This window comes from Brucella lupini (genome assembly GCF_002252535.1).
Taxonomy (GTDB): Bacteria; Pseudomonadota; Alphaproteobacteria; order Rhizobiales; family Rhizobiaceae; genus Brucella; species Brucella anthropi.
Window position 1 is genome coordinate 18,216 of record NZ_NNRN01000056.1, and the last position, 19,371, is coordinate 37,586.

Genomic DNA, 19,371 nt, shown 5'->3' on the forward strand with positions numbered 1-19,371 from the left:
CAGCATTATCGAGGAGGAGAATTGGCATCATGTCCAATACAGATTTTAGCGCCAATACTGCGCCACAGTTAAAGTCACCTGCTTTCAGGAGCAAGCGGCTGGGGATTATCCTGTTGAATTACAGCCATGTGATTACCTTTCTTGTACTTGTGATCGCAGCGAGTTTGGCTTCACCGCATTTTCTCAATCCCATCAATATTCTTAATGTCATACGCGGCGCGAGCATGGTCGGTGTGGTTGCCATCGGCATGACCGTGGTGATCCTTTGTCGCGGGATCGATCTGTCGGCGGGATCGCTGGTTGGGGTTGGCGCAATCACGGCGGCCGTTCTGGCAGGTCAAGGTTCGCCTATCGCATGGATCGGCGCTTTGGCGTTTACAACCCTGCTTGGGGTGTTCAACGGTGTCATCATAACCAAACTCAAGCTGCAACCCTTCATCGCGACATTGTCGATGATGATTTTTGCCCGCGGCGGCATTTATCTTTACTCGGACGGAGGCGACACCATTGCAGAAGGTGCCGATGCTGCTTTCCGGTGGTTGGGCTCCGGCTATGTTGCGGGCATTCCGGTTCCCGTCGTGTTGTTCCTCATGCTTTGGCTGATCCTCGCCTATGTCATGAAACACACCCGTTGGGGCCGGCACGTCTACGCCGTCGGCGCCAACGAAGAAGCAGCCCGCGTTTACGGCATCCCGGTCGATCGCATCAAAATTCAGGTCTATGCCCTTTCCGGCCTGCTGGCTGGCATCGCTGGGCTAATACTGGTCAGCCGCGTCAGCGTTGCCGATCCGAATGGCGGCAATCTCTTTGAACTCGACGCCATTGCAGCAGCCCTGATCGGCGGCACATCCTTCGACGGAGGTGTGGGCGGAGTAACCGGCACCATTCTCGGCGTCCTGATCCTCGCAATCATTACCAACCTGTTGAATCTCCTGGGCGTATCCGCCTTCGTACAGATGCTCGCGAAGGGAGTGATCATCGTAGCCGCAGTCGTAATCAGCGATCAGCGCAACCGTCTTCGCTAATTAAATTTTTAAAGGTCAAATTGAGGAGGAGAGACCTGAATGAGCAAGTTCAAGACATTGGGGAATGTTTCGGCTTTAAATCGTCGAAATCTGCTTAAAGCGGGATTGGGCGCCGTCACCCTGAACGCGATTGGGGCGCCCTATGTGATCACGAGTGCCCGAGCAGAACAGCCATTGGCCGGCAAGAAAATCGGCTTTTCGCAAAGCTATGCCACTGACGAATGGCTGAAAATCCAGCGCGAAGACATCATGACCTCGGCGAAAAAGCATGGCTTTGAAGTCATTGCTCTCGACGCACGTAACAGCCCCGAACAGGAAATTCGCAATCTCGAAGATCTGGCGGTTCGCGGTGTCGATGCTGTGATCATGATCACATATTTCGCGACGGCGGTTCAGGCAGGCGTTCAGGCTCTAAACGATGCCGGAATTCCCATCATCGTCATGAGCTCGGCGCTTGGCGGTGGCAGCCAATATGCCGCCCATCTCGCCGCCGATACACTTGGCACCGCACGTCAGGCAGGCGAATATTATGTCAAAGCCCTGAACGGCAGCGGCATGGTCGCCCAGATCGAGGGCAAAGCTGGTTCAATTGTCAACCAGCAGCGTGGCGAGGGCTGGCATCAGGTTATCGATAAGGTACCCGGCATCAAGGTTGTTTCCCGGGGAACCGCCAATTATAGCCGCACGGAAGCCCTCACCCTGATGCAGGATTTCCTGCAAGCAAACATGCATATCGACGCCGTCTACTGTCATAACGACAATATGGCCAAGGGCGCGCTGCAAGCCGTCGAAGAAGCCGGACGCGCCAAGGAAATGTGGTTGACCGGCTTTGACGGTGCCACTGTCGAAACATTCCAGATGATCGAGGCGGGTCGGCTTCGCGGGTCTTTCGTATATCCAACCTTCGGCGCCGAAGCCGTGGAAGTGACCGCAGCCATTCTGGAAAAGAAGGACGTCAAGAAAGAGATCGTCTTCTCCTCCCCCATGGTGACCAAGGAGAACCTGTCGCAATTCTATGATGCCACGAAGAAAGAGCGCATCGTGCCGCCCGTCGACATGAAAGCGCTCGGCCTCTGATCGTTTCAATCAGCGACCCCGTCAAGAGGAGGGCGGCATGACCGTTCAGCAAGCAACCCGCATGGGCACTTCACCGCAAGACACAACCACTATGCCTCTGGTGTCGATCCGGGGATTTACCAAGCAGTATGGTGGCCATGTCGCCAATAACAACATCGATCTTGATATTTATCCGCATGAAGTTATGGCGCTCGTTGGCGACAATGGAGCCGGAAAATCGACCTTCATCAAGATGATTTCAGGCGTCGTGCAACCAACCTCCGGCACAATCAGCGTGTCGGGCACGCCGATCCACATGACGAGCCCGGCCATGGCGCGTGCCGCCGGTATCGAGACCCTGCACCAGAACCTGTCGCTGGTCGATGTCTTCACACCACAGGAAAACATCTTCATGGGGCGGGAACTTCGGCGTCGGATTGTCGGCGTCCCTTCCCTCAACCACGCAGAAATGCGTCGGCAGACGGTTGCACTCTTTGAAGAACTTGGCCTCAAGACGCCTGATCTCAACAAAATGGTTCGCGCGCTCTCCGGTGGCCAGCGTCAGGCGATCGGTATCGCCCGGTTGCTGCTCGATCGCAGCGTAAAGCTGATCATCATGGACGAACCGATGGCCGCCCTCGGTGTCGAGGAATCCCGTCTAGTCCTTAAATTGATCGAACACCTTCGTGAAAAGGGATATGCGGTTTTCATCATCAGCCACAATCTTGAGCATGTCTTTCAGATCGCCGACCGCATCGCGGTGCTTAAAACCGGGCGCATGGTGGGCGTCGTCCGCCGCGAAGAGGTCGAGCATGATGAGCTCGTATCGATGATTGTCGGCGGGCGCATGCCAGCGAAGCTTTCCCAACAGTAATGGATGTAAAGCCATGAAGTCGAAACTGACGACGCTCGCGCAAGCAGTGTCGAAAATACCATCCGGCGCAACCGTTGCGGTCGGCGGCTCCCTGCTTCGCCGGCAACCTATGGCGATTGTCCATGAGATGATCCGGCAGGGCATCACCGATCTGACGCTTCTTACCTGGGCGACCACACTTGCAACGGACATGCTGGCCGCCGCCGGTGCAATCCGCCGATGGGAAGGAATCTATGCCGGTTTCTTTCGTCACGGTCTGGCGCCCAATTTTCGCCGCGCCGTGGAGACGGGGAAGATCGAGACGCATGACTATTCTGAATCTGCCTTTGTCGCCCGCTTTCGCGCAGCCAGCATGGGGCTGAGTTTCTTGCCGTCCAAAGCCCTTCTCGGTACAGGAATGCCCGGCAAGAGCCCCGACGAGATCAAGCCTATCGCCTGCCCTTTTACCGGCGAAAAATATCTGGCGTTGAAAGCCGCCGAAACGGATTTCACAATTTTGCACGGCTACACGTCCGATGAATATGGCAATGTGCAATGGCCGGTGGTTCGCGATAGCGACGACATTGACCAGATGATGGCATCGGCCTCGAAACGCCTTATCGTCACGGTTGAAAAAATCATCCCGCATGAGGAAGTCCGCAAACGTCCCGCACTTACCTATATTCCGCACAGTCTGGTCGAAGCCGTTATCGAGGTTCCTTACGGGGCACACCCCACCGCCACCGATGGTTTTTACGACGAGGATGAAGCCTCTCTTAAAGCCTATCTGGAGGCGGCACGCAGACCGGAAGGCACGGCAGGCTACGTTCGTGACCATGTTCTCCAGACACGGGACCGGACCGGCTATCTCAGTAAATTCCGTCCGCTTTCCACTTTTGATGTTGCAAGGGAGGGCTGACCCGTGGCGGCTTACGATTACACGACCGAAGAACTGATGATTGCGGCAATTGCTGCCGAACTTAAGGACGATGAACTCGGTTTTGTCGGTCTTGGCACGGCGGCACGGGCCTTTACGCTCGCGGTTGGCATTCCGATTGCGGCAGCGCGGCTTGCACAACTCAAGCACGCGCCGGGCTTTTCCATCTATTGGGGTAATTTGCTGACACCGACACTGGACTCCATCCCGGAAGCATTGTTGCAGGATGCCTATACGCGCTGGCCGGCCGCAGCCTCGCCTGCCGATGTCGGTTACAAGATCGATATGGTTACACGCGGCCGGTTCGATGTGTCTTTTGAATCCGCGCCTCAGGTCGACCAGTACGGAAATCTTAACATCACCGAAATCGGTGGCACTCAGCCACCCAAAACCCGGCTGGTCGGCTGCCTTGCCCAGACAGAACATCTAGCCTTCATCAAACGGCCGATCATCGTCACTGACCTTACGAAACGGGCTTTTGTGCCCAAGGTGGACTTTATCACCAGTCTCGGCTTTCTCGGCGGCGGCGAAAGCCGCGAAGCGCTTGGCCTTCCCGGTCCCGGACCCAGTCTCTGCGTTACGGACAAAGCCATTTTCGATTTCCATCCCGTAACGAAGAAGATGCGCCTGCGTTCCATCCATCCGGGCCTGTCTCTTGACGAAATACTGGATTCGATGAGCTTCGAGCCCATTATCGAAGGAACGCTCGATGAAACTGCGATCCCCAGCGAGAACGACATCCGTCTCATTCGGGAAGTGATCGATCCGCATGGCACGCTGTTTTCTACAAGGAATTGAACAAGATGACCGCTCCTCTTCAGGGCATCAAGGTGCTCGATCTCACCCGTTTTATCGCAGGCCCGCATTGCGGAATGATCCTTGGCGACATGGGTGCCGATGTCGTCAAGATTGAAAAAAAGGGCTCGGGCGACGATAGTCGGCATTTCCCCTTATTCCATAATGGTGAAAGCCTTTATTATCTGGCGCTTAACCGCAACAAGCGTTCAATCACACTGAATTTCCGCGAACCCCGCGCTCAGGAAATTCTGCGCGAAATGGTCGCCGAGGCCGATATCCTGCTGGAAAATTTTCGCCCGGGAACAATGGAACAGATGGGCTGTGGCTGGGATGTATTGAGCGGAATAAATCCCCGGCTGATCATGACGCGCCTTTCAGGCTTCGGACAGGATGGGCCTTATAGCCAGCGTCCAGGTTTCGACGGCATCGCACAAGCCATGAGCGGATTGATGGGGCTGACAGGCGCGCCGGATAGCCCGCCTTATCTCGCAGGCACTTTTTATATCGACTATATGAGCGCCATGTATGGCGTGACTGCAACACTTGGCGCACTCAATGCCCGCCATCTGACCAGCAAAGGGCAGATGATCGATGTGGCATTGCTCGACAGTGCGGTTTCGCTTTTGACGACGGCAATTCCCAGTCAGATGAACAAGGGAGTTACGCTTGAGCGGACGGGAAATCGCGACCGCTACTCTTCTCCGGGAAACGTGTTTCGCACCGACTCCGACGATTACATCCTTCTTCTGTCGGGGACCAACCCGCTGTTTCGCCGTCTCGCGGAACTGATGGGAAAGCCCGAGCTGGTTCAGGACCTGCGCTTTATTAGCGTAGACAAACGCCTGCAAAACGCTACTACAATCGAAGCCATCGTACAGGAATGGATCGGTGCACGCACAACGGAAGAGGCCCTTTCCGCAATTCAGGCAGCGGGCATTCCTTGCACCAAAGTTGCAACGATCGATGAAGTCGTGACCAATCCGCAATTGCTTCATCGCCAACAGATCGTTGAAATCGACCATCCGACCGTTGGAAAAATCAATACGGCCGGCTTGACCATGAAACTCTCCGACACGCCTCTGACGATCCGCCGCCCTCCTCCGACACTTGGCCAACACACTGCGGAGGTTCTCAACGAATGGCTGGGTACAACCAGCACTGAAGTCTCATGCCTGATGGATGAAGGTATCGTCTAATATCAGGTCTACGCGTTTGGTATCAAATTGCTCATGATGATATGTACTGCCTTGGCAACGCCAAGTTTTATGGTCATCCGAACACAGAATTATAGCGTTGAAGGTGCGAGGCTATCTATCAAATGGTAAGCCAGCGTAGTTCCAACGATAATCTCGTAATTGCAGGGAATTATGTGGGATCTGTTGCAAAAACTTCTTAAGCGCGCACCTTAACTCTGGACGCAACTATGCTGCAAGCGCTGTGAATTGTTGTTTAAGGGAAAGCGCTTTCGTTGAGGCGAAGATGCCTTGGTGTTTGTACTGGGATTTTTCTGATTGGTTCAGACAGAACGATCGCTTCGCGGTGCACCATCCGGCAAACCCGGATTGATCAGTTCCAGTTCGGCGGACTTGAACCTTCGAATTATAGAGAGGAAATTTCGGACGATCGCCAGCCGGTTGTCCTTTCTCGAAATTGCATAGAGCGGCAATGGTTTCAGGTCTCCCTGCACTACTCTGCGATACACGACAGCTTCCTTGTGCAAAACGTTCATCGATGCCGGCACCATAGTCACGCCCCGCCCTCCGGCCACGAGATTAATGGCGGCGATAATACGCGAAACCGTATCGACAGTGTTCGGTGAGATGCTGTTGCGCTTCAGAACATCCATCACACCGTCGAAGATCCCGGGTCCGTCGGGACGGCGATAGACTACGAAATCGACGCCATTGAGCATTTTGAGTGCAAGCGGCACGGAAGGTTCGGCGGCCAACGGGTGATCCCTTGGTATTGCGACGAGCATGTCTTCTTGAGAGAGCACCTCGCTGCAAAGTGCTGGAAATCCCTCCGCGCCTATATGGAGGAAAGCAACATCCAGCCTTCCCTGATCGAGACCGAGGATGAGCTCATATGTTTCGCTTTCCGCAACCTCGATTTCCGCTGCTGGATAATCGGCACGGAACCGCCGCAAAACCTCCGGTGCCATGAAATGAAAGGAGGCGGAGCTGGTGAACCCCACCGACAGCTTTCCCGTCTCACCCTTGTCGAACCGTTGTACATTAGTTACCGCCCTGCCGGCGCGATCGAGGATATCCCGCGCGTCAGTCAGGAACAGTTGACCAGCTTCGTTGAGCGTTACGCGCCGTGGGCTCCTATCGAACAGCGCGACGCCGAGTTCATATTCCAGGTCACGGATCTGCTGACCCAGCGGCGGTTGCTGGATGTGCAGGCGTTCGGCCGCCCGGTTGAAACTGCCCTCCTCCGCAACAGCAACGAAATAACGCAGATGACGAAGTTCCATGTCGGGGCTCTTGAATAAATTTTATACATGAGATGAATAATATAAATATTTTACATACTCAAGTCCTTGGCAATAGGTTCTTTGCAGAGATTCTGAGGAGGATAAGATGCCCACGAGAAACCCGAGAATAGCAATCATCGGCGCCGGAATGGGCGGCCTTGCAGCTGCCGCCACTCTGAGGAAGGTCGGTATCGAGGTGCAGGTATATGAGCAGGCCGACAAATTCGCCCGCGTCGGTGCAGGCATCCAAATGTTGCCGAATTCCTGCCATGTACTGAGGGGTATCGGCGTTCTGGACGATCTGAAAAAGATCGCCTTCGAGCCCTATTCCCACCTCAATCGGGTTTGGGACACGGGCGAGATCAAGCGTGAGCTTCCAATGCCGGAAAGCCTCTACGGAGCGCCGTTCCTATGCATGCACCGTGCTGACCTGCATGAAGCTCTCTACTCGACCCTGCCGCCTGAGATCGTCCACACCGGAAAGAAGCTGACCGGGCTCGACCAGAACGCCGATGGCGTAACCCTTTCATTTGCCGATAACACGATGGCGACGGCCGATGCGGTAATTGCGGCCGACGGCGTTCACTCATTGGTCCGCTCGTTGATTGTGGGGCCTGATAAACCAATCCATAAAGGTCGCATCGCCTATCGCGCGGTATTCGATTCAAGTTTGATGAATGGTGGGAAGATTGCCGCTTCGCGTACCAAATGGTGGGGTCTCGACCGGCATATCGTTATCTACTACACGGCAGCTGATAGGAGCTCCCTCTATTTTGTCACCAGCGTCCCAGAACCGGGTGACTGGATCACCGAAGAATCCTGGTCGGCCAAAGGGGACGTTAAGGAGTTGCGCGCGGCTTACGACGGTTTTCATCCAGAAGTGCAAATGGTTCTCAATGCGTGCCCGGACTGCCATAAATGGGCTATCCTTGAGCGTGAGCCGCTGCCTACTTGGAGTGAAGGTCGCATCGCGCTTCTCGGCGACGCCTGCCATCCGATGACACCTTACATGGCCCAGGGCGCCGCAACTTCGATTGAAGACGCAGCGATTCTCGCCCGTTGTCTTTCGGAAGTTGATGTCGACGGTATAGAGAGTGCATTCAAGCGTTACGAAGCAAATCGCAAGCCGCGAACATCGAAGATTCAAGCAATCTCCAGCGCCAACACATGGATGTCCGGCGGCAATGAAGACACATCATGGCTCTATGGTTACGACGCGTGGAATGTTCCACTGGTTGGCGAGCACGACTTAGCCATGGCAGGTTGAGGTCAATGCAATGCAGAAGAATGCTATAGCTCAAAAGGCCACCTCAAACGAACTCAGCTTCGCAACTGCTTCGGACGGCACCAGTATTGCCTATCGTCGATCCGGAAGGTCGGGCAAGCAAAAAGTCCTATTGCTCCACTCCCTCGCGCTCGACGGAACGGTCTGGGACGGAGTTGCGGACGAACTCGATGACGATGCGGAGGTCATCCGCATTGACTGCCGGGGCCATGGCGCGAGCGGCAAACCGCCGGGGCCCTATACCGTCGATCTGCTCGCCGAAGACGCTGCAGACATTCTCGCCCTTTTGGGCTGGGAGGAGGTTATCGTCGCGGGCTGCTCTATGGGTGGATGCGTCGCTCAGGCATTCGCTGCGAACCACCCCAAGCGTACAGCGGCACTTGCGCTGATTGATACGACCGCCTGGTATGGGCCGACGGCACTCCAGGACTGGGACGAACGAGCCAAAAAGGCGCGGGCAGACGGCTTCGCATCGATGGCGCAGTTCCAGACGACGCGATGGTTCGGGGATGCCTATCGCGACAGGCATCCCGATATCGTCCAGCGTTACATGACGACTTTCTCCGGCAACGATATCGATGCCTATGCATCGACGTGCAAGATGATGGGTACGCTCGATCTGCGCGTGGCTTCGTCAACAATTAAGGTGCCGACGGCCGTTATAGTCGGCGAGGAGGATTATGCCGCACCATTAGCGATGGCAAAGGCGCTTCACGGCCTGGTCGAAGATTCCACCTTGACCATCCTTGCCAATGCCCGCCATCTCACGCCGATCGAATGCCCCGGCCCAATCGCGTCCGAAATCAGGGGGCTCGCCGCAAGACTGAAGAATTGAACTGCCATTGCCGGCGTGGAGGCGTCGGCTGTGGCATCGTAACGTGCTCGATCTGGGAGGAAAAGCATGCACGATACCGACGCCATTTCGGCTCCAGCTCTCGCATCGAAGGATGATGCAGGGTTCAGGCACACCCCAGCATTGTCCGGGCGAGCGGCCGCACTCACGTCCCGTTTCGAGGCTATTCCGTTTTCGCCATGGCATCGCCGGGCGAGGATCGTCATGGGAAGTGCGACCTTCCTCGACGCTTTCGACGCCCTGTCCCTGGCCTTCGTGCTTCCTATTCTTATCAGGCTTTGGGGAATGACGCCCGCTCAGGTCGGTATGCTGATTGCCGCCAGCTATGTCGGTCAGCTCGTCGGCGCGCTTGCTTTCAGCCGGTTGGCTGAGACCTTCGGTCGCGTTCACATGGCAGCGACGGCAACCGTGCTGATGTCAGTCATGAGCCTTGCCTGCGCGCTCACTGGAAATTTCTGGATGCTCTTCACATGCCGCCTGATACAGGGCGTCGGCGTCGGCGGGGAAATGCCGGTGGCTGCAACCTATATCAGTGAGCTTCTGCGCGCCAAGGGCCGCGGCCGGAATTTCATGCTCTACGAGATGATCTTCCCAATCGGCCTGATGATGACCGGGCAGGTCGGCACCATTCTCGTACCTTTGCTCGGCTGGAAATCGCTCTTCCTGCTCGGCGGCATTCCAGGTCTCGTTGTTGCCTATCTTCTCTATCGCCTGCCGGAATCGCCGCGCTGGCTGATATCCAAGGGGCGTTACGACGAAGCCGAGAAGATCATTGCTGACGCTGAGACCAGTGCGGCCCACAAGGGGTTTCAGCCCGTGCCTGTTTCGGAGCCAGTTGCGGCGCAGCCCGAACCTCGTCAGGGCTCCGCCCCATCGGCCAACGAGCCAAACCCTTGGCTCGAAGTGATCGGATCGGTGTTTCGCGGCCGCACGCTCATCGCCTGGTCGCTCTGGGCGAGCGCTTTCTTCGTCGCCAACAGTCTCAACAACTGGATGCCCACGCTCTACCATACGATATACGAGCTGGATCTACACACTGCGCTTCGGGCGGCGTCGATGACCAATGTTGCACAGGTTGCCATCCTATTGGTCTGCGCATTTTGCATCGACCGCATCGGAAGGCGCGCATGGGCGGTTGCCTCATTCCTAATCGGAGCCGTGCTCTTCCTCGGCCTTTACGCCGGTGGTGCGGGTTCCGTATGGTCGCTCGTCGTACTTGCAACGCTCGCCTACGGGGTCGTCGGCTCGATCAACGCGGTACTCTATCTCTACACTCCGGAAATCTACCCGACACGGATGCGGGCGGTAGGCACCGGTCTTGCCACATCTTGGCTGAGGATCGCCTCCGCCGTCGGTCCGACCATTGTTGGCTTCATGGTCGGTGCGCAGGGCGTGCAGGGGGTGTTTCTAATGTTTGCCGTTGTCGCCGCAATCGGCGCCGTGGCTGCGACACAGATGATCGAAACCGGCGGCAGACAACTGGAGGATATCGCTCCCTGAAGTCAGAGAACCGGATCAACCATTACCCGGCCTTCAATTCGAGGGCTGGGTTAGACGACTTATCACTATCGATATTGGGAGGTACTTCCATAAGAATTGAAACGAGCATTCGGAACAAAGCTAGTCTCATAGTAAAAATCATTCTTGCAGTTGCAGTCACTTGCGTGGCTGCGGCAACCACTTCGGCTCAATCAGTAAAAACGGTGGCGTCGCCTTAACGGATCTTCGACACATTGAGTGCGTTTAGGCGGAATATTCAGACGGTGCCGGCCAATGCGATATCACGCCATACCGCGACGGCTTGGGAACGGAGTTGATGGCGGTCGGCGGCAGTAAGATGTTTGCAATGGAGAAGAAAGAGATTGGCGATCTGGCCGTGGGTTGAAACGAAACGCTGGCATTGTCGCGCTGACTTGAAACGCATCATACGCCGCTCTCGCCTTCGCACGGGAAAGTGCGAATTCTCTGCCCGATTATTCAGCCCCTTGTGCGAACGATGCTCGACACCCGGCATCAATTCAGCCATTGCCGCCGGGTAGGAACGCAGTTTGTCAGTGATCATGACGCGCAAGGGTGTTCCTTGGACTTTCAGCAGCTTTCTCATCAGCCGTAGAGCTGCATGCTTGTTTCTTCGGCTTTGCAGCAGCGCATCAAGAATGTAGCCATTGATATCGACAGCGCGCCAGAGCCAATATTTCTTACCCTTGATGGAGACCACCATCTCATCAAGCTGCCATTTGTCGGCAAATTGGCCTCGCGAGCGGCGGCGCAGTTGATAAGAAAATTTAAGACCGAACTTTGCAACCCATTCCGAGACGGTCTGAAACGAGACCTCAATACCGCGCTCGGCAAGTAGGTCTTCAACGTCGCGAAAACTGAGTGGAAACCGATAATAGAGCCAGACGGCATGCGCGATGATTTCAGCTGGAGAACGGTGGCGGCGATAGTGAAGCGGGTGTTCTTCGGTCATGCACCGTGCCTATCATCCAACTCCGCACATTTCCGTTAAGGCGACGCCACCCTCCAAACAATTTTTGCAATCCGTTGATTGCCAGTCAAGAATCGTAACGAATTCTCCTGTTCGTTTAACTGTGATGGGCACGCAGTCATACTTCGACTGCAAAAATGCTACTATTCTCCAGCGACCGCCGATCGTCTAGACAGCATGAGACGTCGCATTGCATTCTTCGCTTAAAGACAGGTGTTGTGAGGCCGAAAATAGCCGCATCAGGAATTTGCTTTTCTTAAAGGAAAGCATTCGACCAATTGGCACGGATTTACCGTTTCATTCAACAAACTAACTAACAGTGCGAATGATGTCCGGCTTCCTGCCAATTTAAGAGACGGCTTGTTTGGCCTATCCCCGGATTGAAGGCGTTGGTGGGGTCCAGGTCCCGATAAAACTGCTTGAGGCATTCCTCAGCCTCGTACACATGCCCCACATTATGTTCAGCGGGGTACTTCGCTCCGCGTTGCTCCAGCAGGGCAAGAATGTCCTTTTTCAAAGCCTCGCAATCCTGCCCCTTCTTGACCAGATATTCTTGATGCAGAACGTGGCAGAAGAAGTGGCCGCAGTACATGGTGACATCGATTTTCTTTTCGATTTCGGCAGGCAGACGTTCGAACCAGTCGAGCGCGTTGCGCGGCAAGGCAATATCGAGGGCTACGATATCTTCCACTGTCTTTGCATGAACAGCGCGATACCGAACTACCGACCCGCCGACAGCAAACCGATTGAGGAAAGCCGCCTTGCCTTCTTCGTCGGTGCACTCAAAATAATTTCCATGTGAGGTTGGAAAGCGTTCGGCCAGATAGCGGCGCGCTTCATCGATACCCTCGTTTCCCATTTTCAAAAGCAGATGATGTTCGTAACCATCTCGGAAACTGTTGAGCCTGGTTGGCAGATGATCGGGTAACAGACCGGTTACGAATTGCAAGAGGCGATCGCTGATTGCGCTGCCGAGACGAAGCTTTTCTGTTATGCCGTCAAAACGACTTTTGATGCCGAAAGCCAAGGGGATCTTGTCTGTGCCAAAAGCTTGAAGGAATAGGAAGAGGTCCTTGCCGTAGCGTCGTGACAGATCATAAGCTGAGCGATGCATATATTCGCCCGCGACGGGGAGATTTTCAAAGGTTGAAAGCATATCGCGACGAATGCTTTCCAATTCTCTTGGATCGTTGGAACCGATGTAGAAAACCTGTGTCTTGTCGTCGGCTTGGAATGTGTCGATGCGCAATGCAAATACTGCAAGCTTGCCCGCCGATCCCGAGGCCTCATAGAGCCTACGTGGATCGGCATTGTAACGTGCCGGCGTGGTGGCCGAAATATCGCGCACATGATTGCAATATTCGTGATCCGAGGCACAAAGATTCGAAGACTGGTCTACGTTGGCAGCGGGAATCTCACCTTTATCCAGTCTGCTCAGTATTTCCTCAGCTGTCTTCCCCAGATCGATACCAAGATGATTGACGAGTTTTAAATCGCCATTGGTATCAATTCGAGCGAACAGGGCAAGCTGTGTATAGGCTGGTCCACGTCTTATCAGTGATCCGCCGGAATTATTGCATATTCCACCAGTAACTGAAGCACCAATACAACTAGAGCCGATCACCGAATGCGGCTCTCTTCCGATGGGACGTAGTGACTTTTCAAGCTGATCAAGAGTGACGCCGGGTTGCGAAATGACTTGCGCGCCCTCGGCGATAAGATCAAGGCGGCGCAGGCGCATCGTATTGATGATGACAACTTGCCGATCGTAGCCTTCCGGTACCGGCGTGGAACCGCCGGTCAGTCCGGTATTTGCGGCCTGACAAATGATAATCGTTCCCGCCTTGTGGCATGCTTCAAGCACATGCCACATCTCCAGAAGCGTGCCCGGACGCACGACTGCAAGAGCCTTGCCTCCACCATACCGATATCCCTGGCGAAAGCGCCGGGTTTGCGTATCGCCGATCAAGACATGGCGACGACCGACGATATGGCGGAGTTTTGCGACGAGATCAGGCATGTTTGTTTAGTTCCTGCAGGCAGTATCGAGGCCGGTCAAGCGAAGTAGCGCACCCTGATTGCATCGATGGCAACAGCGATAAAGATCATGAAGCCGCCAATCATGCCGACATAAAAGGAGGGTATATTGATGATCGCCAGTCCGACCTGAATGACGGTAAGAAGCAGAACGCCTCCAAGAATCCCAACCACGTTTCCCCGTCCGCCGAAAACGCTGACGCCACCGATGATCGGTGCTGCGATTGCATAAAGAAGATAGCTGGAGCCCTGGTTCGAAGTGATCGCCATCTGCCACGAGGCAAGTAGGAATCCAGCCACACCTGCTAGGAAGCCGGAGATGGTATAGGCAATAATCTTGATACGGTCCACGCGAATACCTGCGGAATTGGATGCCTGCGGGTTACCGCCAACTGCGTAGATGGAGCGTCCAAGAATGGTCATGCGTAGCAGGACGCCGATCGCGATCAGAGCGACAACGAAAATCAACGGCATAACGGGCCATCCGGCAACCGATGCCTGACCGATCCAGACATATCCGTCGGACAGATTTGTCAGGGTCTTGCCTTGCGTCAGCGCCAGGAGCGCGCCTTGCAGGATGATCATCATCGATAGCGTCTGGATGAGCGAGACCATTCGCAGCTTGGTGATACAAAGGCCATTGAAGAAGCCAATGAGCGTTGCAACCGCGACACCAACCAGCATAGCGGGAAACCAGGGCATTCCGAGATTGGAATAGGCCAGTGCTCCAATTGCAGACGAAAATCCGAGATTAGCCGGGATCGACAGGTCAATCTCCGCCACGAGCAGCGGGAGGGCTACGGCCAGTCCCAGCATTCCGAGAACCGTCGCCTGCACCGTGATGTTTTGCATGTTCATCACGGTCAGAAAGAACTCATTGAACAGCCCGAAACCGAGGACTAGCGCCACCAGCCAGATCCACACCACATTGTGCAGAACCCAGCCGACGATTTTATGTGTCGCTTTTTCGTTAGGTTTGACCTCTTTGGCCGCAGTGGCTGTCATGACAGTGCTCATTTCTCTTATTCCTTTACCGATGTTGCGCTCACGCCTGTGAAAGGCGGCGCAGATTGTCGGTGGTGATGTCGTCGCCGGTCACGATCTCCTCGATGGAGCCTTGGCGGAATACGCAGACACGGTCGACTGCGCGCACCAACTCGTCCGTATCGGTCGAGACAATGATAACGCTGACGCCCTTGTTGCTGAGTTCATCGATGATGCGCAAAACGTCCTGCTTGACGCCGACATCGATACCACGAGTCGGCTCGTCGAGGATAAGAAGCCTTGGTTGTGTCGCAAGAACCCGTCCGAGACATACTTTCTGCTGGTTACCGCCGCTCAACGTATCGACTGCTGCGGCAGCGCTTTGCGCCTTGATACCCATACTGGAGAAATACTTGCCGTAAAGACGCGCTTCCTGGTCGCGTTTGACAAAACCCACGAACGCACGCCGATCAAGTGAGGAAAGTGCGATGTTTTCAGCGATCGATAAATGGCCGACAACGCCGTCCTTGCGCCGATCGTCGGACAGATAGGCGACACCCTTACTGAAAGCTGCCTTTGGATGCTGCGGGAGACTTTCCTGTGGTCCACCGTCAAAGCTGATCGTTCCAGCCGTCGCACGGTTGAGGCCGAATATCGCCCGCGCAAGTTCTTTTGCGCCGGCACCTGGCAAGCCGGTAAAGCCGACGATCTCGCCTGGCCGGATATCAAGTTCATCGAGATCGACATGATGGGCAATAACACCGCGCAGACTTATTGCCGACGTTTGAGAACCGAAGGTTATGCGCTCGCGCTGAAACAGGTCGAGGCCACGCCCGAGCACCAGTTCAGACAGTTGCTCGGACGTCATCGCCTGCACGTCCTGACTGCCACCGGCAAGAAAGCCGTCGCGCAGGACGGAAACCGCATCGCAGATTTCGAGAATCTCGTCATTATAATGCGAGATGAAAATGAAGGTGACGCCTTCGCTCTTCAACTGACGCATGAAATCGAACAGTTGACGGCGGTCGGGAACGGTCAGGGCGGCAGTCGGTTCATCGAGGATGATGACTTTACCGCCTGAGAACATGGCGCGCAGGATATTGAGCTTGCGTCTTGCAACGGCGTTGAGCCTGCCGGCATTGACGGCTGGATCAATTCCCGAATCTTTCAACATTCGTGCGGCATCTGTCTTCAGCTTTTTCCAACGCACAAAGCCGCCTCGGGAAGGCCAAATGCCTAGCATCAGATTCTCGGCGGCAGAGATGTGATCGATGATCATAGGCTCCTGCGTGACCAGGAACACGCCGGCTTCTTCCATGGCCTTGACGTCTGCGCCCTGCACCGGTTTATCATTGAGATAGATCGTTCCGCTGCTAGGTGCGCGCTGCCCGGAGATGATACCAACTAGCGTGCTTTTGCCGGCGCCGTTTTCGCCGAGCAGTCCGTGGATACTGCCGCGATTAATATCGAGGCTAACGGAGCGCAACGCCGTAAAGGTTCCATATCGTTTGGTAACGTTGTCGACACGCAAGGCAATGTTGCTTTTGCCAGCATCCTTTTCGCGCCCATTTGTCTGGATATTTGTCATGATACTCCTCCGCCGCCTGCGACCGCACGCCAATCACATGCGAAACGACGCCCACCCTTGTTGCGCGGGCGTCGTATATCACGATCAGGTATAAGGAACGCCCCATTCCTTTTCTGCGACGTAGCCCCAGTGGCGCTTGTCGGCAGCATTGTCGCCATTGATGACGAAAGGTGGAATGATGAGGGTTGGACCGGTATCACCCTTGACGATCTCGCCCTTCTCCCAAAAATATTTCATATTTTCATACGCGCCAAGCGGCACTTCCTCGCCCTTCATTGCGTGCTTTTCCAAGAGTTCCACGGCAATCTCACCATAGGCAATAGGGTCTTGTGACACGCAGGCGTCCATATAACCGTCCTGAATGCCTCTGACTGCAACCGGCTCGCCATCGATGGTGACGAAAATCACGTGGCCTTCCTCGCCGACCTTTTTCCAGCGATTCTTTTGCTGCAGGGCAGTTGTGATGCCGCGTGCCGGCGAGTCGCTGGGAGCATGAACGGCATCAAGATCGGGATGTTCGGAAAGCGTCGACAACGTTACGGAAAGCATTTGATCGAGCTGACCTTCGGTCGGTCGGCTGATATAGGTTATGTCAGGATACTTGGCGAATTCGGCGTCCATTCCTTCCTTGCGTTGACGCCAGGCGACGCTCGCAAGTGCTCCATAGCAATTGAGGACCTTGCCGCGCGGGCTACCGTGCTTTTTGGTCAACCGGTCGATGATCTCGCGTGCGGCCATGACACCGCCCTGATAGTTGTCGAAGCTGACGGTGATGGCGACATCCCCGCCATCTGCAGGCGTATCGATGATGGCGACGGGTATCTTTTTCTGATTGTAGCGGCGGATCGCGCTGACGATCGCCTGGCTATCAATCGGATCGGCAACCAGACCGACAGGCTGGGACAGCATCAGGCTCTGCCATTGTTCGAGCTGCTTTGTATTGTCGAAATTGGCATTGGTTGCCTGGAACGACCATTTGCGGCTTTCGACAGCACGCTTTACCGCCTCTTCCTCGATAACGAAAAAATAGTAGTCAAGACTTTTGTTGCTGAACGGCAGAAAGACGCGGTCTTGCGCAAATGCCTCGCGACCGGCAAATGCCGCCGCTCCAAGTGCGAGCCCCCCTGCCAGAACATGGCGCCGGTTGATTTTAAGATCGATACCCATATTCACCTCCCAAAGTGCGTTGATATAGTTTCACTACATGTGCAGTAAGCTTGTCAAGCTGATTCAGAAAAATTCAGGTTAAACGGCGCCTCCCAGACCGAAGAATCGCCATCTTATGCCAATTTTCGGCGCAGATTAGTATTATCTGGAGCCCAGATAGGATCCAGCCACATCAGTCCATTTGAAGTTTTACTAGATTATCGCAACTTGACGTAGGAGGTACCGTCGAAACAACCGACCACCATACCGGCGGATTCTCTGGTAAACAGGCCATTCTCGACGACGCCGGGTATGCGGTTGAGTTCAGTTTCGAGGGGAGCCGGTTTGGTGATCGCGCCACATTTGCAATCAAGGATGAAATTGCCGCTATCGGTTACCACAGGCTGACCGTCACGCATACGGCGGGCGATCTGGGCAGTAATCCCATGCTCGTGCAAAATGCGATTCACCATCCGTTCAGTCTGTTTCCACGCAAACTGCACAACCTCCACGGGGAGAGGAAAGGCCCCGAGCGTGTCGACGATTTTTGTTTCATCGCAAACTGTAATCATCTGCTTTGATGCATGGGCGATGATTTTTTCCCACAAGAGGCACGCGCCACCGCCCTTGATCATGTTGAATTGGCGGTCGATCTCGTCAGGCCCATCGATGGTGAGATCGATCTCGCCAATTTCGTTTGGATCCGTAATGGCGATTCCCACTTCCCGCGCGACATCGATTGTCGAACGTGACGTTGTGGTGCAGGTCAGCTTCATGCCATCGGCCACATATTTCCCCAACTCACGCACGAAGAAATGCGAGGTGGTTCCCGATCCAAGGCCAAGCTTCATGCCGTCTCGCACAAATTCTTCAATGACCCGGCGGCCTGCGACTTTCTTGGCTTCATTCTGCTCTGCGGACATTTGTCTTTCCTGCCGATTGGCCGGAGCCGTGTTGGACGACTGCGGCGGTTGTTTAGATCATTAGTCCCGTATCTTGTCTGTCAGCCAGGAATCGAGGGCTGGCAGTTGATCGGGAAATTCGCTGCCGCTTGACACTGCAATTGCCGTGACGAGCATATTGACGACGAGATGATGATTGAGGCGCGATGCGAGCGGTGTCATCAACTCGGTCTGATCGTAGGGACGAACGGCAATCAGCGCGTCCGTGACACGGGCGAGCGGACTTTCGGCTGCGGTGATCGACACGACACGCGCGCCCCCTGCTCTTGCTGCAATGGCCAGCTCCACCATCTGCTTGGTGTGACCAGACTGCGAAAAGATCAGCGCGACTTCGTGCGGTCGCGAACCTTCGACATGCATCCACTGCTTCTTGCGCCCCATGACCGCCGCACACCGCATCCCGAGGCGCTGGAACTTGTGTTCGGCATCAATCGCTGTGACTTCAGAAATACCGCTGGCGTAGATACCGGTCCATGCGGCATCGCGCAAAAGCAGGGCAGCCTGTTCAACCTGCTGGGGAATGAGATCCTCCAGAGCACGCTGAATGGCGTTGAGGGAATTGCGACAGGTCTTGCGGACAATATTCTCTATGCCGTCATTGGGGATGATCTGTTCATAAGCGAAGGGTGCAGAAGGAACGAGGCTTTGTGCCAGGTGCAGCTTGAAATCCTGATAGCCATCGAAACCGAATCGGCGGCAAAAGCGCATGATGGTCGGATCACTGACCGAACAGCGCTCGGACAATTTGGCCATGCTCATATGAATGACCTCGCCAGGAGACGTGCTCACAAATTCGGCGATACGCCGTTCGGCGGCCCCCATTCCGTCTGTTTCATGGAATATGCGCTGTAACAGGCTAACCGTCATGAAATTGGTTCCTTCG

The 19,371-nt window shown here is 55.1% G+C and carries 17 protein-coding genes; 9 read left to right on the plus strand and 8 right to left on the minus strand.

The window, feature by feature from the left end; all coding sequences use genetic code 11:
- The first annotated feature begins 29 nt into the window (after positions 1-29).
- Genes CES86_RS20890 through CES86_RS20915 form a run of 6 tightly spaced genes read left to right on the plus strand, consistent with a single transcriptional unit; the run spans position 30 to position 5,865 of the window.
- A complete protein-coding gene (locus CES86_RS20890; RefSeq protein WP_094515291.1) occupies positions 30-1,025 on the plus strand; it encodes an ABC transporter permease in 996 nt (331 codons plus the stop codon).
- Positions 1,026-1,064: 39 nt separating this feature from the next.
- The gene (locus tag CES86_RS20895; protein WP_094515292.1) at positions 1,065-2,102 is read left to right on the plus strand and encodes a substrate-binding domain-containing protein; all 1,038 of its coding nucleotides are present in this window, start codon (positions 1,065-1,067) and stop codon (positions 2,100-2,102) included.
- Between the two features lie 37 nt (positions 2,103-2,139).
- Positions 2,140-2,955, plus strand: a complete 816-nt coding sequence (locus tag CES86_RS20900) for an ATP-binding cassette domain-containing protein (protein ID WP_094515293.1) — start codon at positions 2,140-2,142, stop codon at positions 2,953-2,955.
- Between the two features lie 13 nt (positions 2,956-2,968).
- Positions 2,969-3,853, plus strand: coding sequence for a CoA transferase subunit A (locus CES86_RS20905; protein ID WP_094515294.1), 885 nt, complete (start codon positions 2,969-2,971; stop codon positions 3,851-3,853).
- Positions 3,854-3,856: 3 nt separating this feature from the next.
- A complete protein-coding gene (locus tag CES86_RS20910) occupies positions 3,857-4,669 on the plus strand; it encodes a CoA-transferase (protein ID WP_094515295.1) in 813 nt (270 codons plus the stop codon).
- A 5-nt stretch (positions 4,670-4,674) separates the two neighbouring features.
- Positions 4,675-5,865, plus strand: coding sequence for a CaiB/BaiF CoA transferase family protein (locus tag CES86_RS20915; RefSeq protein ID WP_094515296.1), 1,191 nt, complete (start codon positions 4,675-4,677; stop codon positions 5,863-5,865).
- Between the two features lie 320 nt (positions 5,866-6,185).
- On the opposite strand, the gene CES86_RS20920 is transcribed toward CES86_RS20915, so the two are convergent.
- Positions 6,186-7,145 (minus strand): LysR family transcriptional regulator, encoded by a 960-nt coding sequence (locus CES86_RS20920; protein ID WP_094515297.1) that lies wholly within the window; start codon positions 7,143-7,145, stop codon positions 6,186-6,188.
- A gap of 106 nt (positions 7,146-7,251) precedes the next feature.
- On the opposite strand from CES86_RS20920, the gene CES86_RS20925 reads away from it, so the two are divergent.
- The 3 genes from CES86_RS20925 to CES86_RS20935 all read left to right on the plus strand — a co-directional run bounded on the left by CES86_RS20925 (position 7,252) and on the right by CES86_RS20935 (position 10,783).
- Positions 7,252-8,412 carry an FAD-dependent monooxygenase gene (locus CES86_RS20925; RefSeq protein WP_094515298.1) on the plus strand — a complete coding sequence of 387 codons (1,161 nt, stop codon included), beginning with the start codon at positions 7,252-7,254 and terminating at the stop codon, positions 8,410-8,412.
- 10 nt (positions 8,413-8,422) lie between these two features.
- Entirely contained in the window at positions 8,423-9,265 is an 843-nt protein-coding gene (locus CES86_RS20930) for an alpha/beta fold hydrolase (protein ID WP_094515299.1), read from the plus strand.
- A gap of 66 nt (positions 9,266-9,331) precedes the next feature.
- Positions 9,332-10,783, plus strand: a complete 1,452-nt coding sequence (locus tag CES86_RS20935) for an MFS transporter (RefSeq protein ID WP_094515300.1) — start codon at positions 9,332-9,334, stop codon at positions 10,781-10,783.
- A gap of 256 nt (positions 10,784-11,039) precedes the next feature.
- On the opposite strand, the gene CES86_RS20940 is transcribed toward CES86_RS20935, so the two are convergent.
- The 7 genes from CES86_RS20940 to CES86_RS20970 all read right to left on the minus strand — a co-directional run bounded on the left by CES86_RS20940 (position 11,040) and on the right by CES86_RS20970 (position 19,355).
- On the minus strand, positions 11,040-11,753 hold the full coding sequence (locus tag CES86_RS20940) for an IS6 family transposase (protein WP_094515301.1): 714 nt from the start codon (positions 11,751-11,753) through the stop codon (positions 11,040-11,042).
- A 331-nt stretch (positions 11,754-12,084) separates the two neighbouring features.
- Positions 12,085-13,791: a D-lactate dehydrogenase gene (dld, locus tag CES86_RS20945; protein WP_094515302.1), complete on the minus strand. Its 1,707-nt coding sequence runs from the start codon at positions 13,789-13,791 to the stop codon at positions 12,085-12,087.
- A 35-nt stretch (positions 13,792-13,826) separates the two neighbouring features.
- On the minus strand, positions 13,827-14,825 hold the full coding sequence (locus tag CES86_RS20950) for an ABC transporter permease (RefSeq protein WP_078341188.1): 999 nt from the start codon (positions 14,823-14,825) through the stop codon (positions 13,827-13,829).
- A gap of 28 nt (positions 14,826-14,853) precedes the next feature.
- The gene (locus tag CES86_RS20955) at positions 14,854-16,380 is read right to left on the minus strand and encodes a sugar ABC transporter ATP-binding protein (protein WP_094515303.1); all 1,527 of its coding nucleotides are present in this window, start codon (positions 16,378-16,380) and stop codon (positions 14,854-14,856) included.
- Between the two features lie 84 nt (positions 16,381-16,464).
- Positions 16,465-17,547: a sugar ABC transporter substrate-binding protein gene (locus CES86_RS20960; RefSeq protein ID WP_094515304.1), complete on the minus strand. Its 1,083-nt coding sequence runs from the start codon at positions 17,545-17,547 to the stop codon at positions 16,465-16,467.
- Positions 17,548-17,744: 197 nt separating this feature from the next.
- Entirely contained in the window at positions 17,745-18,449 is a 705-nt protein-coding gene (gene rpiA, locus CES86_RS20965; protein ID WP_094515305.1) for a ribose 5-phosphate isomerase A, read from the minus strand.
- Between the two features lie 60 nt (positions 18,450-18,509).
- On the minus strand, positions 18,510-19,355 hold the full coding sequence (locus CES86_RS20970; RefSeq protein WP_078341184.1) for a MurR/RpiR family transcriptional regulator: 846 nt from the start codon (positions 19,353-19,355) through the stop codon (positions 18,510-18,512).
- Positions 19,356-19,371 lie beyond the last annotated feature (16 nt).